Below are 15,400 nucleotides of genomic sequence, written 5' to 3'. Positions count from 1 at the left end.
TGTGACGAAGCCTGCACCGGGGTACACCGGCGGCAGGCCTGAGCTAGGCCCCTCATGACAGCACTCCGCGGTGCCGCGCGGGAGGAGGGTGTTGATGTCGAACGTTCGCAGACTGCCCGGGCCCATCGCCGATCTTTGGGACTGGCAACGACTTGGCCTGTGCAGGGGGCGCGACAGCGCCCAGTTCTTCCACCCGGACGGTGAGCGTGGCTCCTCCCGCAATCGTCGTGAGGCCAAGGCCAAGACGATGTGCGGAGCCTGCCCGGTCCGGGCGGAGTGCGCTGCTCACGCGCTGGCTGTCCGTGAGCCGTACGGCGTCTGGGGAGGTTTCAGCGAAGCGGAGCGGCTGCGGCTGCTCGCGGTCGGCTGGGAAGACCTTGCCGATCGGACTCACGGACGGGTCGACCTGGTTCGGCTCGAGGCCCGCCTGGGCCGGCCCCACAAGTCGACGGTGCCGGCACAACGGCAGGCACCGGCGGCCTGACGCCTGACCGAGCGCGGCATCACCACACAAGTGACGACGCGGTTCCCTGCGGGGAGCCGCGTCGGCGTGTTCTGCGGCGTGTGAGCCGCGTCGGTGGACATACAAGCCACCGTATGAGCGAACTTGACGGTGTCGTCGGACCGGAAGTGCGGCTTTCGCGTGACTACATTCAGCCGACCGTGACCTGCACGGAGTGCCACCCGGTGGCCCCGTCCGGCGCCGGCGGGGCGGGCGTGCTGGTCTGAGTCTGACCATCCTTGTCGGTTGCTTGGACCCGCAGAGTGTGCTTCCCCGCGGTGGCGGGCCACGAGTACGACCACTGCACCCACGTGTCGACCGAGACGACCGGGGCGAGCGTGGCGGCGGCCCAGGGACCGTCGTCGACCTGAACCTCGACCTTGGTGATCCCGCGGTGCTGCGCCCACGCCACCCCGGCCACCGTGACCGGCCCGGCCTCGCGCTTGGCACCGTCACGCGGTGTGTCGATGCGTGACTCGGTCTTGATCGGGCCGAACGCCGACCAGCCCCTCGGCACCCAGTACGCGTCGAAGTCCGAGAACCGGGTCAGTTCGATCTCGGTGATCCACTTGCAGGCGGAGACGTAGCCGTACAGTCCCGGGACGACCATGCGCACCGGGAACCCGTGCCGCACGGGCAGCGGCTCCCCGTTCATGCCGACCGCGAGCAGGGCGTCGCGTCCGTCCCGCAGCACGGCCGTCGGAGTGCCACAGGTCCAGCCGTCGCTCGAACGCTGCACCACCTGGTCGGCGTCGGGCAGCGGTTGAGCCTCGTCCAGCAGGTCTTTGATCGGGGTGCCCAGCCAGAGCGCGTTTCCGATGAGGTCGCCACCGACCTCGTTGGAGACGCAGGCGAGCGTCACGTAGCGCTGCACCATCGGCCGCTTCAGCAGCTGCTCCCAGGTGATGGTGATCGGGTTGCGCACCATGCCGTGGATGCGCAGCTCCCAGGTGGAGGGGTCGATCTGCGGCGGGTACAGCGCGGTGTCGATCCGGTAGAAGTCATCGTTCGAGGTCACGTACGCGGTCGCGCCGTCGACCTGGGCACCGGCCGGGACCGGTCCGGCGGCCGACGCGGCGGGCAGCACGACCGCGTTGCGGGCGGAGGTCACCGCGCGGCGGGAGGTGAGCAGCCTGCCACCCACACCACCGACCGCGGCGATGCCGGCAGCGGTGCCGAGGCCGATGAGGAAGCGCCGGCGGCCGTCCTCCCGGTAGGCACTCGGCGACACCGGCGGACGCGCAAGCCGGTCAGCGTCAGCCGAGGCGGTGGCAAGCGCACCCGGTCGACCGCCGCCGGCGCCCCCGGAACCGGGCGGCACGGAACCAGCGGATCCGGGCCCCGCACCAGCAAGCCCTGAGCCAGACGGCGCGGAAGCGGCGGCCAAAGAATCCGAAGCTGCACCACCTGTCGGGGTAGCGCCCACCGCATCAGGCTCCGCCTCGACCGCCGCCCCCAACAGGTAGCGAAAAGCGAAATACGCTGCCACCGCCCCGACCAGCGTCGCCAGCGCAGCGGAAATCCCAGCATCGTTGCGGGTCAGCGCGGCCACAACCCCGATCACCGCGAACAACGCGATCCCCACCACCGCGACCACCCGCCGGCGCAGAGCCAGCACGCCCAGCAGAGCGGCATAGACCCCCAGCAGGATCGCCGTGCCGGTGATCAGCGCGGTCTTGTCGTGCGTGCCGAAGACAGCGATCCCCGCGTCCTTGACCGGCGCGGGCACGTTGTTGACCACCACGCCGCCCACCGCGAACAGCGGTGACGACAGCGGACCGGTGAAGACGGCGACCAGCTCGGCGACGCCGAGGGCCACACCGGCCGCCGCGACCCCGGCCAGCGCGGCCCGCGAGGAGAGTTTCACGTCTCCATCCTCCACCCGGCGGCCCCGCGCACCCGGGCCACAGGTCTTACGTTTCGATGACGGCCGCCGGCCGCAGTGGTGGCAGCGCGGCCACCAGCTCATCGAGCAGGGTCGCCGCGCACCGCTCGGCGCGCGGCTCCGGCAGCTTCGGCACGCCTTCGGCCGGCAGTTCCCAGATCACCCGGCCCGGATCGAGGCGCTCCAGGGCCGCGTACCACTGCTGCAGCGGCTCCCGCAGCTGGACGTGCGCCGCGAAATTGCGCCGCCGCCGGGTCTCGTCGGTGTCCCGCCGGCGTTGCAGCGTCTCGACCTCAGGCAGCCCGACCAGCACCGCGTCGGCGAAGCCGAGCCGGCCGGCCCGGAACGCCTCGCGGGTCACCGTGAGTTCCCGGTCGAACTGTGCGCGCGGGGCCAGGCCGAGGGCCGCCATCCCCCAGGCGTAGTGCAGCTTGACCGGGTCGGTGTCGCAGAACGCCACCCCGTCGGCGCGTTCCAGGTCGACGGCCTCGGCCCAGCGCCGCATGCTGACCCGGGCCCAGTGCCGGGCCAGCGCCACCGCGTCGGTGGGCTCCCGGCCGGTCGCGGCGTACTCGGCGACGTACCGGCCGACGTACCGCCGGCACCACGACGTCTTGCCCGCCGCGGTCGGCCCCTCCACCACCACGATCATCCGCGCCTCTTTCCCCGAATCCCGCATCACACACGACAAAGGGCGCGCCGCTGAAACGCGACGCGCCCTTTTGCTCTGACGAATCAGAAATCGGATCAGAAACCCGGGCCGTGCTGGTGTCCGTGCCCGCCGTGGCTGTGGCCGTGGCCACCACCCGCGGCGGCCGGCTCCGGCTCGGCCGGCTTCTCGACCACGAGGCTCTCCGTGGTGAGCAGCAGCGCCGCGATCGACACGGCGTTGGAGACCGCGTTGCGGGTCACCTTGACCGGGTCGATGATGCCGGCCGCGACCAGGTCGACGTATTCGTCGGTGGCCGCGTTGAGGCCGTGGCCCCAGCCGAGCTCGGCGGACTTGCCCACCACGACGTAGCCGTCGTGGCCGGCGTTCTGCGCGATCCAGCGCAGCGGCTCCTTCAGCGACTTGCGGACGATCTGCACACCGATCGCCTCCTCGCCGGTGAGGCCGAGGTTGTCGTCGAGCACCGAGGCGATCTGCGCCAGGGCGGCGCCGCCGCCGGGGACGGTGCCCTCCTCGACCGCAGCCTTGGTCGCCGCGATGGCGTCCTCGATGCGGTGCTTGCGCTCCTTCATCTCGACCTCGGTCGCGGCGCCGACCTTGATGACGGCGATGCCGCCGGAGAGCTTGGCCAGCCGCTCCGAGAGCTTCTCGCGGTCCCAGTCGGAGTCCGAGGCCTCGATCTCCTTGCGGATCTGCGCGACCCGGTCGTCGATCTCGGCCTTGCGGCCGCCACCGTCGACGATGGTCGTGTTCTCCTTGTCGACCACGACGCGCCGTGCGGTGCCCAGCATGTCGAGGGTGACCTGGTCGAGCTTGTAGCCGAGCTCGGGGGCGATGAGCTCGCCACCGGTCGCGATGGCCAGGTCCTGCAGCATCGCCTTGCGGCGGTCCCCGAAGCCGGGCGCCTTCACGGCGGCGACCTTGAAGGTCTTGCGCAGGGCGTTCACCACGAGGGTGCTCAGCGCCTGGCCGTCGACGTCCTCGGCCACGATGAGCAGCGGCTTGCCGCCCTGCAGGACCTTCTCCAGCAGCGGCAGCATCTCCTCGACGCTGGAGATCTTCTGGGTGGTGATGAGCAGGTACGCGTCCTCGAGGACGGCCTCCTGCGACTCGGCGTCGGTCACGAAGTTAGGGGAGATGAAGCCCTTGTCGAACTGCAGACCTTCGGTGACGTCGAGCTCGGTGCTCAGCGCGGAGCCCTCCTCGACGGTGATGACACCGTCGCGGCCGACCCGGTCCATCGCCTCGGCGATGAGCTCGCCGATGGTGGCGTCCTGGGCCGAGATGGTGGCGACGTTGGCGATCGCCTTGTGGTCGCCGACCTCGACCGCCTTCTCCAGCAGGGCCTTGGAGACGGCCTCGGCGGCCAGGTCCATGCCCTTCTTGAGCGCGATCGGGTTGGCCCCGGCGGTCACGTTGCGCAGGCCTTCCTTGACCAGCGCCTGCGCGAGCACGGTGGCCGTGGTGGTCCCGTCGCCGGCGACGTCGTTGGTCTTGGTCGCGACCTCCTTGACCAGCTGCGCGCCGAGGTTCTCGTACGGGTCGCTGAGCTCGATCTCCTTGGCGATGGTGACACCGTCGTTGGTGATCGTGGGAGCGCCGAACTTCTTGTCGAGGACGACGTTGCGGCCGCGCGGCCCGAGGGTGACCTTGACCGTGTCGGCGAGCGTGTTGACGCCGTGCTCCAGCAGGTGCCGGGCGTCGTCAGAGAAACTGAGGATCTTCGCCATTTATGGTCCCTTCAACGCACCGGCGCCCTGGACCGGAGAGCCGGGCCAGGGCGGTCAGCACTGTCGGTTAGGTCTTACTTCTCGATGACCGCGAGGACGTCGCGGGCGGAGAGCACCAGGTACTCCTCGCCGGCGTACTTGACCTCGGTGCCGCCGTACTTCGAGTACAGAACGGTGTCGCCGACCTGCACGTCGATCGGAACGCGGTTGCCCTTGTCGTCGATCCGGCCGGGGCCGACGGCGAGGACGGTGCCCTCCTGCGGCTTCTCCTTGGCGGTGTCGGGGATCACGATGCCCGACGCCGTCGTGGTCTCGGCCTCGTTCGCCTGGACCACGATGCGGTCCTCGAGCGGCTTGATCGCAACCTTTGTCGCGGTAGTCACGGGCATACCCTCCTGGGTACAGGTGTTGTCGCCGGCCAGTGGACAGGCCGGGCTGATGCCTCATGCCACCGGGCGGGGCCGTCGTCGCGGGTGCCGGTCCGCCTGGTGCAGGCGCGCATCCCGGATGGGGCGCGCGCTGGCACCCTCAGGTTGAGAGTGCTAATCGGAGATTATGCCGGAACTAGCACTCCGTCAACCAGAGTGCCAGCACGTCACCTCCTAGCAGAATGACTCGCCGTGGACCTCGAACTGCTCGCTGCCCTGCGTACCGCCGAAGGGTCTGCCGCCCTGGCGGCCGCCGCCGACGTCGCCGGGGGCGAGCCGCTGGCCGCGGCCACCGCCCTGCGCGCCCGCGGGATCTCCCCCGGGCTGGCCTCCGCCGCCCTCACCCAGACCGACCTGCGCCGGCGCGGCTCGGCGAAGTTCGGCGCCGCCGCGGCCACGATGCTTTTCACCCGCCCGGGGCTGGAGCAGGCGACCCGGGCCGTGGTCGCCGACCGGCGGGCCGCCCGGCTCGCCGCCGCCGGGGTGCGCAGCCTGGCCGACCTGGGGTGCGGGCTGGGCTCGGACGCGCTGGCCGCGGCCCGCCGGGGCATCCGGGTGCACGCGGTGGACGCGGACCCGCTCACCGCCGCCCTGGCCGCCGCCAACGCGGACGCCGCCGGGCTCGCCGACCTGGTCACCGTGGAGTGCGCGGACGCGACAACCGTGCCGGTGGAGCGGTTCGACGCGGTCTTCGCCGATCCGGCGCGGCGCCGGGCCGGTCGTGGCCGGGTGATGGATCCGCGGTCCTGGTCGCCGTCCTGGGACTTCATCGCCACGCTGCCCGAACGGGTGCCGCGCACGGTCCTGAAGCTGGCGCCCGGCATCGACCACGCGTTGCTGCCCGCCGGCGCCGAGGGCGAGTGGGTGAGCGTCGACGGCGACCTCGTGGAAGCCGCCTTCTGGTGCGGGCCCCTCGCGCAATGCGCCCGGCGGGCCGTGCTGCTGCCCGGCGGGGCCGAGCTGACCGGCTCGGGCGTCGAGGCCGCGCCGGTCGGGCCGGTCGGCGCCTTCCTGTACGACCCGGACCCGGCCGTGGTCCGCTCGCACCTGGTCGCCGAGTTCGCCGCGGCGGTCGGGGGCCGGATCGCGGACCCGGAGATCGCGTACGTGTACACCGACGCACCCGCTGACACGGTGTTCGGCCGGCGACTGGAGATCACCGACGTGCTGCCGTTCTCCCTGAAACGGTTGCGGACCCTGCTGCGCGACCGGGGCATCGGCCGGCTGGAGATCCGCAAGCGTGGTTCGGCGCTGGAGCCGGAGCAGTTGCGCAAGGATCTGCGGCTCAGCGGCAGCGCGGGGGCGTCGCTGGTGCTGACCCGGGTGGCGGGGGCGCCGACCGTGCTGCTCTGCCGCTAGCCTGCTTGATCGTGGCGAAGAAGGCTGCCGGTACCCCGGCCACCGTGCTGCTCACCGCGCAGGAGGTGGCGCACGAGCTGCATCCGTACGACGTCTCACCGGACGCCCCCAACTACGGCGCCCTGGTCGCCGCGGCTCTGGGTGTCGACGCGGCCGTGCTCTTCAAGACCTTGATCGCCGAGGTCGACGGCACTCTGACCGTGGCCGTCGTACCCGTGACCGGCGATCTTGATCTCAAGGCGCTGGCCGCCGCGGCCGGCGGCAAGCGGGCCGCCCTGGCCGACCGGGTGGCCGCCGAGCGCAGCAGCGGCTATGTCCGCGGCGGCATCAGCCCGCTGGGCCAGCGCAAACGACTGGCCACGGTGATCGACGACTCGGCGCTCGGGCTGGAGCTGATGTACGTCTCCGCCGGGCGCCGCGGCCTGCAGGTGTCCTTGGCGCCGGCCGACCTGATCAGGCTCACTGACGCCACCACCGCGAAGATCCGGACGTAGCGCCTCCCGTTACGACACCGTTACGACTCGTCAGGGACCTTTCTCCTGAGATCCGGCAAACCGGACCCTACAAGTGACCTAGCGTCACCATCAGGAATCCGAAGCACGGCCTGGATTGATCCGAAGGGACTCGAGGAATGCGTAAGGGAATGTTCGCCCTTGCCGCGGCTGGCCTGCTGGCCACCGGCAGCATGGCTGCGTGTGGTGACGACAGCGGCAGCGACTCCGGCAGCACCGGCGGCTCGTCCGTCGGCAAGGTGGGCGTCATCCTGCCGGACACTGCCAGCTCCCAGCGGTGGGGCACCGACGACCCCAAGTTCCTGAAGGCGGCGTTCGACGCGGCCGGGGTGGCGGTGGACATCCAGAACGCGCAGGGCGACAAGAGCCAGTTCCAGACGATCGCCGACGGCATGATCTCCAGCGGCGTCAAGGTCCTGATGATCGTCAACCTGGACTCCGGCACCGGCAAGGCCGTGCTGGACAAGGCCAAGGCCGCCGGCATCGCGACCATCGACTACGACCGGCTGACGCTCAACGGCGGCGCGAACTACTACGTGTCGTTCGACAACGTGGCGGTCGGCAAGCTCCAGGGCGAGGGCCTGGTCAAGTGTCTGACCGACATGAAGGCCACCAAGCCGGTCGTCGCCGAGCTCAACGGCTCCCCGACCGACAACAACGCCACCCTCTTCAAGGAGGGCTACGACTCGGTCCTCAAGCCCAAGTACGACTCGGGTGACTTCGTGAAGGGCCCGGACCAGTCCGTACCGGACTGGGACAACGCGCAGGCCGGCACCATCTTCGAGCAGATGCTGACCGAGAAGAAGGACATCAAGGGCGTGCTGGCGGCCAACGACGGCCTCGGCAACGCGGTCATCTCGGTGCTGAAGAAGAACAAGCTCAACGGCAAGGTGCCGGTCACCGGTCAGGACGCGACGGTGCAGGGCCTGCAGAACATCCTCGCGGGCGACCAGTGCATGACGGTCTACAAGGCCATCAAGCAGGAGGCCGACGCGGCCGCCGACCTGGCCATCTCGCTCGCCAAGGGGCAGAAGAAGGACGTCGCCCAGACGATCACCGACCCGGAGTCGAAGGCGGCCGTGCCGTCGGTGCTGCTGCCCCCCAAGTCGATCTTCAAGGACAGCGTGAAGGACGTCGTCGCGGACGGCTTCGTCACCAAGGAACAGCTGTGCACCGGCGACTTCGCCAAGCTCTGCACGGACAACGGCGTCAGCTGACCCCACCTCGGGCCCGACGGCGCCGTCCATGCCCCGACCGGGCGTGGGCGGCGCCGCATCGACTGAAGGAGAAACACCCGTGGCCGCGACACCTCTTCTGGAGCTGCGCGGGATCGACAAGAGCTTCGGTCCCGTCCAGGTCCTGCACGATGTCGGACTGAGTGTCTACCCCGGCGAGGTCACCGCCTTGGTCGGCGACAACGGTGCCGGAAAGTCCACCCTGGTCAAATGCGTCAGCGGGATCTACACCATCGACGCCGGCACCGTCACCTTCGACGGCAACCAGGTCGCCATCCACAGCCCCCGCGACGCCTCCGCCCTCGGCATCGAAGTCGTCTACCAGGACCTCGCCCTCTGCGACAACCTCGACATCGTCCAGAACATGTTCCTCGGCCGCGAAAAAGTCCGCGGACTCGTCCTCGACGAACCCACCATGGAACAAATGGCCGGCGACACCCTCGCCAGCCTCTCCGTCCGCACCGTCAAAAGCCTGCGCCAACTCGTCGCCAGCCTCTCCGGCGGCCAACGCCAGACCGTCGCCATCGCCAAAGCCGTCCTCTGGAACAGCCGCGTGGTCATCCTCGACGAACCCACCGCCGCCCTCGGCGTCGCCCAGACCGCCCAGGTCCTCGAACTCGTCCGCCGCCTCGCCGACAACGGCCTCGGCGTCGTACTCATCTCCCACAACATGAACGACGTCTTCGCCGTCTCCGACCGCGTCGCCGCCCTCTACCTCGGCCGCACCGCCGCCCAGGTCAAAACCACCGACGTCACCCACTCCCAGATCGTCGAACTCATCACCTCCGGACGCAGCGGCAACCTCGGCCTGCCGCCCGAGAAGCCGGCCGCCTCCGGCTTCGCCGACATCACGCCTGCAGGAGACGCGGACCGATGACAACCACCACCACAACGGCCGGCGGCGTCAAGGTCGTCAAGCCCACGGTCGCCAGCCACCTGCACGACTACTGGGGTCGCGTACGCGGCGGCGACATCGGCAGCCTGCCGGCCATCCTCGGCCTGATCGTGCTCTGCCTGATCTTCGGTATCGCCCGGCCCACGTTCTTCAGCGCGGTCAACTTCGCCAACCTGTTCTCGCAGGGCGCGGCGGTCATCTTCATCGCCATGGGCCTGGTCTTCGTGCTGCTGCTGGGCGAGATCGACCTGTCCGCCGGCTTCGCCAGCGGCGTGTGCGGCGCGGTCATGGCCATCCTGCTGACCAACCACGGCTGGCACTGGGCCTCCGCGATCCTCGTCGCCCTGCTCACCGGGCTGGCCATCGGCTTCGTGCTGGGCTTTTTGGTGTCGAAGGTCGGCATCCCGTCCTTCGTCGTCACGCTGGCCGCGTTCCTGGCCTTCCAGGGCATCCTGCTGGTGCTGCTCAGCGGCGGCAAGAACATCTCCATCCGGGAGACGTTCGTGCTCTCGCTGGCCAACAAGAACATGTCGGTCGTGGTGAGCTGGGCGCTCGCGATCCTGGCCGTGGCCGGGTACGCCGCCCTGCAGTTCACCCGGCTCCGCGGCCGCGCCGTCCGCGGCCTGGTCACCGACCCGGTGGGCATCGTGCTCGGCCGGATCGTCGCGCTGGCGCTCATCCTGTTCGCCGCCGTCGCGGTGCTCACCGCCGAGCGCAGCATCAACCCGCTGATCAGCGGGTCGGTCAAGGGCGTACCGATCGTGGCCCCGATCATCGCGGTCTTCCTGATCGTCTGGACCTTCGTGCTGGGCCGGACCGCCTACGGCCGGCACGTGTACGCCGTGGGCGGCAACACCGAGGCGGCCCGGCGCGCCGGCATCCCGGTCGACCGGATCCGCATCTCGGTCTTCGTGATCGGCTCGTTCATGGCCTCGATCGGCGGCATCATCGCGGCCAGCCGGGCCAACTCGGTCGACCCGAACTCCGGTGGCAGCAACGTGCTGCTGTACGCGGTCGGCGCGGCCGTCATCGGCGGCACCAGCCTCTTCGGCGGCAAGGGCCGGGTGCTCGACGCGGTCATCGGCGGGGCGGTCATCGCGGTGATCGACAACGGCATGGGCCTGATGGGATACAGCGCCGGTACCAAGTTCGTGGTCACAGGTCTTATCCTGCTTCTGGCCGCCAGCGTGGACGCGTTGTCGCGGCGGAGAGCGGCAGCCACCGGGAACCGATGAGCGAGCCTCACGGTCACGGTAAGGGGGCAGCCACCTGATGCGAGCGGGCCCCAGCCAGGAGGAGGTACGCCGGCACAACCTCGGGACGTTGCTGCGATACGTCCACATCCACGGGGCTACGTCCCGGGCGGAGCTGACCACCAAGCTCGGCCTGAACCGCAGCACCATCGGCGCGCTGACCACCGAGCTGGCCGCCGCCGGGCTGGTCACCGAGCGACCGCCACAGCAGACCCGCCGGGCCGGACGACCTTCGCTGGTCGTCCGGCCCGAGTCGTCCCAGGTCTACGCGTACGCGCTGGCCATCGAGGTGGACCGGCTGCGCGCCGCCCGGGTCGGGCTGGGCGGCAAGATCCTGGACCGGCGCGAGACCGACCGCCCGCGCGGCATGCAGGTCATCGACGCGATCCAGCCGCTGGCCGGCTTCATCCACGAGATGCGGATGGACGTTCCCGAGGGCGCCCGCTGCGTGGGCGGCGGCCTGGCCGTGGCCGGCATGGTCCGCCGCGACGACGGCATGGTCCGGCTGGCCCCGACCATCGGCTGGGTCGAGGAACCGGTCGGTGAGGCCCTCAGCGAGGAGATCGGGGACGTCGGCCCCTTGATCGTCGGCAACATCGCCGACGTCTCGGCGCTGGTCGAGCACAGCCGGGGCGCGGCGGCGGGCCGCGACAACGTCATCTATCTGTACGGCGACGTGGGCGTCGGTGGCGGCATCATCGCGGGCGGCCGGCGCGTCACCGGCCACGGCGGCTACGGCGGCGAGGTCGGCCACATGGTCGTCAACCCGAAGGGCCGGCCGTGCAGTTGCGGGTCGCGGGGCTGCTGGGAGACCGAGATCGGCGAGTTCGCGCTGCTGGAGCTGGCCGGCCGCGGTCACCTGAGCGGCCGCGAAGCCGTGCTGGACGTGGTGGACGCGGCCATGCGCGGTGACTGGGAGGCCCAGCAGGCGGTCCGGCACGTCGGCGACTGGATCGGGCTGGGCGTGGGCAACCTGATCAACATCTTCAACCCGGAGGCGGTGATCTTCGGCGGCACCCTGCGCGACGTCTACCTGGTCGCCGCGGCCCAGATCCGCAGCCGCCTCAACGAGGTCGCGCTGCCCGCCTGCCGCGAACACGTCCGGCTGCGCACCCCCGAGTTGGGCACGGACGCGGCCCTGATCGGCGCGGCCGAACTCGCCTTCGAACGTTTGCTGGCCGATCCACTGTTGTGAGCCAGGGGTTAAAGTGCCCCCGTGAGTATCCGCGCTTCCGACGAGGATCGGCAGCGGATCGTGGCCGCGCTCGAGCGGCACACCGGTGCCGGACGCCTGACCCTGGACGAGTTCGCCCACCGGGTCGGCGTGGTCAGCGATGCCCGCACCCTGGACGAGCTGGCGGCGGTCGTGAGCGACCTGCCGGCCGAGACCGCGGAGGAGAAGCAGCGCCGCGAGCTGCTGGTCGTCTTCGCGGTCGCCCTGATCACCCTGGTGCTGCTCGGGGTGGCGCTGGCGCTGCGGTGACCGGCGGCGCGCCGTGCCACGAGGCCCACAGCGCCGCGTAGGAGCCACCGGCCGCCACCAGGTCGTCGTGCGAGCCCAGCTCGGTGATCCGGCCGTCCTCCACCACCGCCACCCGGTCCGCGTCGTGGGCCGAGAAGAGCCGGTGCGCGATCGCCACCACCGTACGGCCGCGCAGCACCGCGGCCAGCGACCGTTCCAGGTCGCGGGCGGCCCGCGGGTCCAGCAGTGACGTCGCCTCGTCCAGCACCAACGTGTGCGGGTCGGCCAGGACCAGCCGGGCCAGCGCCACCTGCTGCTCCTGCGCCGCCGACAGCGTCACCCCGCCGGTGCCGACCTCCGTGTCCAGCCCCGCCGGCAAGGCGTCGGCCCAGCTCAGCGCGTGCACGGCGGCGAGCGCGTCGCGGACCTCGTGCGGCCGGCACCCGGGCCGGACCATGGCGACGTTGTCGCGCAGCGTACCCATGAAGACGTGGTGTTCCTGGCTGACCAGCGCGACCTCGGTGCGCAGCCGGTGCAGCGGCAGGCCGGCCAGCGGCACGCCGCCGACCGTGATCGAGCCGGCGCCGGGCGCGTAGACACCAGCCAGCAGCCGGCCCAGGGTCGACTTGCCGGCACCGGACGGTCCGACGATCGCCAGCCGCTCCCCCGGCTCGATGGTCAGCGAGATGCCGTGCAGCACCTCCCGCCCGGGGACGTAGGAGAACCGCACGTCGTCGGCGACGATCCGGGCGCCCCGCGGAACCGCGTCCTCCTGCGGTGCCGCGCCGGGAGTCTCGGCCACCCCGAGCAGCCGGGCCAGCGAGGCGGCGCCGACCTGGAGCTCGTCCAGCCAGCCGAGGAACCGGTCGAGCGGGTCGATGAGCAGCTGGGCGTAGAGCACGGACGCGGTGACCTGGCCCAGGCTGACCCAGCCCCGCAGGTAGAACCAGCCGCCGATGAGCAGCGTGCCGACCACCGGCAGCACGTAGCCGATCTCCACGATGGGCGACCAGACAGTGCGCAGGAACAGCGTGTACTTCTCGGTACGGAAGGAGCGGCTCAGGTCAGCGTCCGTACGCCGGATCCGGTCGGCCTGCCGGCGCAGCGCGTCCACCGTACGGGCACCCTCGACGGTCTCCGCGAGACCGTCCGTGACCTGAGAATAGGCGGCATTCTGGCGCAGATAGCCGGGACCGGCCCGGCGCAGGTACCAGCGGGCGGAGAGCCCGATCACCGGTACGGCGATGAGCAGCGGCAGCGCCAGCAACGGGCTCACCAGGATCAACGCCCCGACGGCCAGGACAGCGGTGAGCGACGCGATCATCGTCTCCGGCACAGCCAGCCGCACACACCGCGACAGCGCGTCGACGTCCCGCGACGTACGGGTGAGCAGGTCACCGGTCCCCGCCCGCTCCACGGTGGACAGCGGCACGGCCAGCACCCGGTCCACGAACTCCTCCCGCAGCTCGGCCAGCACCTGCTCGCCGAGCCGGGCCGAGGCCAGGTACGCGAACCGGACCAGCACCGCCTGCACCACGATGAACCCGGCGATGGTCAGCGCGATCCGGTCGACGGTGCCGACGCCGGCGCCGTGCTGCAGCGACTCGACGAGCTCACCGAGCAGCCGCGGCCCGGCCAGTCCGGCGATCGCGGCGACGGCGTGCAGTGACACGGCGAGCAGCAGGGGGCGTGGGTGCCGGCGGAACAGGGTGCGGGCGTACCGGCGGACCTGGCGGGTGTCCGCCACGGGCAGCGCGTTACTCACTCCCGCAACACCGTCCTCGCGTACCCGGGGTGGCCGGCCAGCAGCTCCCGGTGGGTGCCCTCGGCGACCACCACCCCGTCCTCCACGTGCAGGACGATGTCGGCCCGGTCCAGCACCAGCGGGCTGGTCGAGCAGACGACCGTGGTGCGCCCGCGCCGGGCGGGGCCCAGCCGGTCGGCGATCCGGGCCTCGGTGTGCGCGTCGACCGCGCTGGTCGGCTCGACCAGCACGAGCACCTCCGGGTCGGCGATCAGCGCGCGGGCCAGCCGCAGCCGCTGCTGCTGGCCCCCGGAGAAGGTGCGGCCCCGCTCGGCGACCTCGGTGCGCAGCCCGGCGGGCAGCGCGGCGACGATCTCGTCCGCGCCGGCCGCCGCCAGCGCGCCGGCCAGCGGCGCGGTGCCGCTCGGATCCAGATCCTCCCGGAGCGGCCCGGAGAACAGCCGGGCTTCGTTGTCGGCCACCAGGATCCGTTCGCGCACGGTCGCCAGGTCAAGATCATTGAGCGGTACGCCGGCCAGCGTCGCTGCCGTACCCGGCGCACTGTCGACGTAGCGGCCGAGCCGATCGGTGATGGCGACGGCGTCGGCTGGCACGGCCGCGGCGATCGCGGTGACCAGTCCCGGCCGCACCACCACCCCGGACACACTGTCGACCAGCTCACCGGGGCCCGGCGCGGGTGCCGGGCGTACCGGGTCGGGCAGGTCCGTGCGGGCCCGCAGCATCCGCACCACCCGGCGGCTGGAGACGTGCCCGCGGGTGAGCTTGTCCAGCGTCTCGGTGAGCTGCCGCAGCGGCGCGACGAGGAACGCCGCGTACCCGTAGAAGGAGACCAGCTGCCCGATGGTGATCTGCCCGGAGAGGGCGAAGCGGGCCCCCAGCCAGGTCACCAGCACCAGGAAGATGCCGGGCAGCAGCACCTGGGCCGCCTCCAGCAACGCCTCCACGGTCGCCACCCGCAGACCCGCCGCCCGCAGCCGCTGCGACTCGGCGCGGTAGCGGCCGGACATGACCGGTTCACCGCCCACCCCGCGCAGCACCCGCAACCCGCCGACCAGGTCACTGGCCCGGCCGGTCAGCCGGCCCTGCTGTTCCCGGTACGCCTGCTGGCGGTGGTGCAGCGGCCGGATGAGCAGGCCGACGACCGCCATCAGCAGCGGCACGCCGAGCACCACGACCAGGCCCAGCGGCAACGAGGTGGACAGCAGGATCACCGTCACCGTGACAACCGCGACCAGTGAGCCGGCACCGCGGGCGGTGATGTCCAGTGCTCCGCCGATGTGGCTGATGTCGGCCGTACCGATGGCGACGACCTCGCCCGCCTCCAGCCGGCGCGGCAGGGCCGAGCCGAGCCGGTTCGACTGCCGGACGGCCACCTGGACGGTGCGGTACGCGCCGGCCAGCCAGTTGAAGACGGCCAGCCGGTGCCGGGTCACCCCGGTGGCGGCCTGCACCACGCCGATGCCGAGCAGCACCAGGCTCCAGGTGAGCAGGGCGCCGCCGTCCCGGTGGGTCAGCCCGGCGTCGATGGCCCGGCCGATGACCGCCGGGACCAGCGCCTGGCAGGTCATCCAGATGATGCCGAAGACCGCGCCACCGGTGGTGGATGGCCAGGTGCGCCGGGCGAGCCAGCCCAGGTAGCGGGTGGCGGACCGGTCGTCGGGAATGCCGGGGTCGGCAGGCGGCAGCTCGCGCATTCTCCCCTGA

Annotated in this window: 14 protein-coding genes; 8 read left to right on the top strand and 6 right to left on the bottom strand. The window is 71.4% G+C overall.

The genetic code is table 11. The annotated features are described in order from the left end of the window. Positions 1-94: 94 nt before the first annotated feature. On the top strand, positions 95-484 hold the full coding sequence (locus ACZ6S4_RS38020; protein WP_203773793.1) for a WhiB family transcriptional regulator: 390 nt from the start codon (positions 95-97) through the stop codon (positions 482-484). Positions 485-653: 169 nt separating this feature from the next. Here ACZ6S4_RS38020 and ACZ6S4_RS38015 read toward each other — a convergent pair whose 3' ends face one another. From ACZ6S4_RS38015 to groES, 4 genes are all read right to left on the bottom strand, one after another. Then, entirely contained in the window at positions 654-2,255 is a 1,602-nt protein-coding gene (locus tag ACZ6S4_RS38015; RefSeq protein ID WP_465479632.1) for a molybdopterin-dependent oxidoreductase, read from the bottom strand. A 160-nt stretch (positions 2,256-2,415) separates the two neighbouring features. Then, on the bottom strand, positions 2,416-3,039 hold the full coding sequence (locus ACZ6S4_RS38010; protein ID WP_465479543.1) for a hypothetical protein: 624 nt from the start codon (positions 3,037-3,039) through the stop codon (positions 2,416-2,418). A gap of 95 nt (positions 3,040-3,134) precedes the next feature. Further along, complete coding sequence (gene groL, locus ACZ6S4_RS38005) at positions 3,135-4,787, bottom strand: chaperonin GroEL (RefSeq protein ID WP_465479542.1); 1,653 nt, start codon at positions 4,785-4,787, stop codon at positions 3,135-3,137. Between the two features lie 74 nt (positions 4,788-4,861). Further along, on the bottom strand, positions 4,862-5,176 hold the full coding sequence (gene groES, locus ACZ6S4_RS38000) for a co-chaperone GroES (RefSeq protein WP_084297906.1): 315 nt from the start codon (positions 5,174-5,176) through the stop codon (positions 4,862-4,864). Positions 5,177-5,407: 231 nt separating this feature from the next. On the opposite strand from groES, the gene ACZ6S4_RS37995 reads away from it, so the two are divergent. The 7 genes from ACZ6S4_RS37995 (at position 5,408) to ACZ6S4_RS37965 (ending at position 11,952) form a co-directional block, all read left to right on the top strand. Then, positions 5,408-6,574 (top strand): class I SAM-dependent methyltransferase, encoded by a 1,167-nt coding sequence (locus ACZ6S4_RS37995; protein ID WP_465479541.1) that lies wholly within the window; start codon positions 5,408-5,410, stop codon positions 6,572-6,574. An 11-nt stretch (positions 6,575-6,585) separates the two neighbouring features. Continuing rightward, a complete protein-coding gene (ybaK, locus tag ACZ6S4_RS37990) occupies positions 6,586-7,068 on the top strand; it encodes a Cys-tRNA(Pro) deacylase (protein WP_465479540.1) in 483 nt (160 codons plus the stop codon). Positions 7,069-7,205: 137 nt separating this feature from the next. Beyond that, entirely contained in the window at positions 7,206-8,303 is a 1,098-nt protein-coding gene (locus ACZ6S4_RS37985; protein ID WP_465479539.1) for a sugar ABC transporter substrate-binding protein, read from the top strand. A 79-nt stretch (positions 8,304-8,382) separates the two neighbouring features. Beyond that, entirely contained in the window at positions 8,383-9,198 is an 816-nt protein-coding gene (locus tag ACZ6S4_RS37980) for an ATP-binding cassette domain-containing protein (protein WP_465479538.1), read from the top strand. After that, positions 9,195-10,451 carry a sugar ABC transporter permease gene (locus ACZ6S4_RS37975; protein WP_465479537.1) on the top strand — a complete coding sequence of 419 codons (1,257 nt, stop codon included), beginning with the start codon at positions 9,195-9,197 and terminating at the stop codon, positions 10,449-10,451. The genes ACZ6S4_RS37980 and ACZ6S4_RS37975 overlap by 4 nt, the downstream gene beginning before the upstream one ends. A gap of 37 nt (positions 10,452-10,488) precedes the next feature. Beyond that, entirely contained in the window at positions 10,489-11,664 is a 1,176-nt protein-coding gene (locus tag ACZ6S4_RS37970) for an ROK family transcriptional regulator (protein WP_465479536.1), read from the top strand. Between the two features lie 21 nt (positions 11,665-11,685). After that, a complete protein-coding gene (locus ACZ6S4_RS37965) occupies positions 11,686-11,952 on the top strand; it encodes a DUF1707 SHOCT-like domain-containing protein (protein ID WP_465479535.1) in 267 nt (88 codons plus the stop codon). Here ACZ6S4_RS37965 and ACZ6S4_RS37960 read toward each other — a convergent pair. Further along, positions 11,912-13,696, bottom strand: coding sequence for an ABC transporter ATP-binding protein (locus ACZ6S4_RS37960; RefSeq protein WP_465479534.1), 1,785 nt, complete (start codon positions 13,694-13,696; stop codon positions 11,912-11,914). The genes ACZ6S4_RS37965 and ACZ6S4_RS37960 overlap by 41 nt on opposite strands. After that, positions 13,693-15,390 (bottom strand): ABC transporter transmembrane domain-containing protein, encoded by a 1,698-nt coding sequence (locus ACZ6S4_RS37955; RefSeq protein ID WP_465479533.1) that lies wholly within the window; start codon positions 15,388-15,390, stop codon positions 13,693-13,695. Before ACZ6S4_RS37955 ends, ACZ6S4_RS37960 begins: the two co-directional genes overlap by 4 nt. Positions 15,391-15,400: the final 10 nt, after the last annotated feature.

The organism is Actinoplanes sp. NPDC051405, from assembly GCF_055586185.1.
Note: the sequence above shows the minus strand (reverse complement) of the source record. Positions and strands in the feature narration are given on the sequence as shown.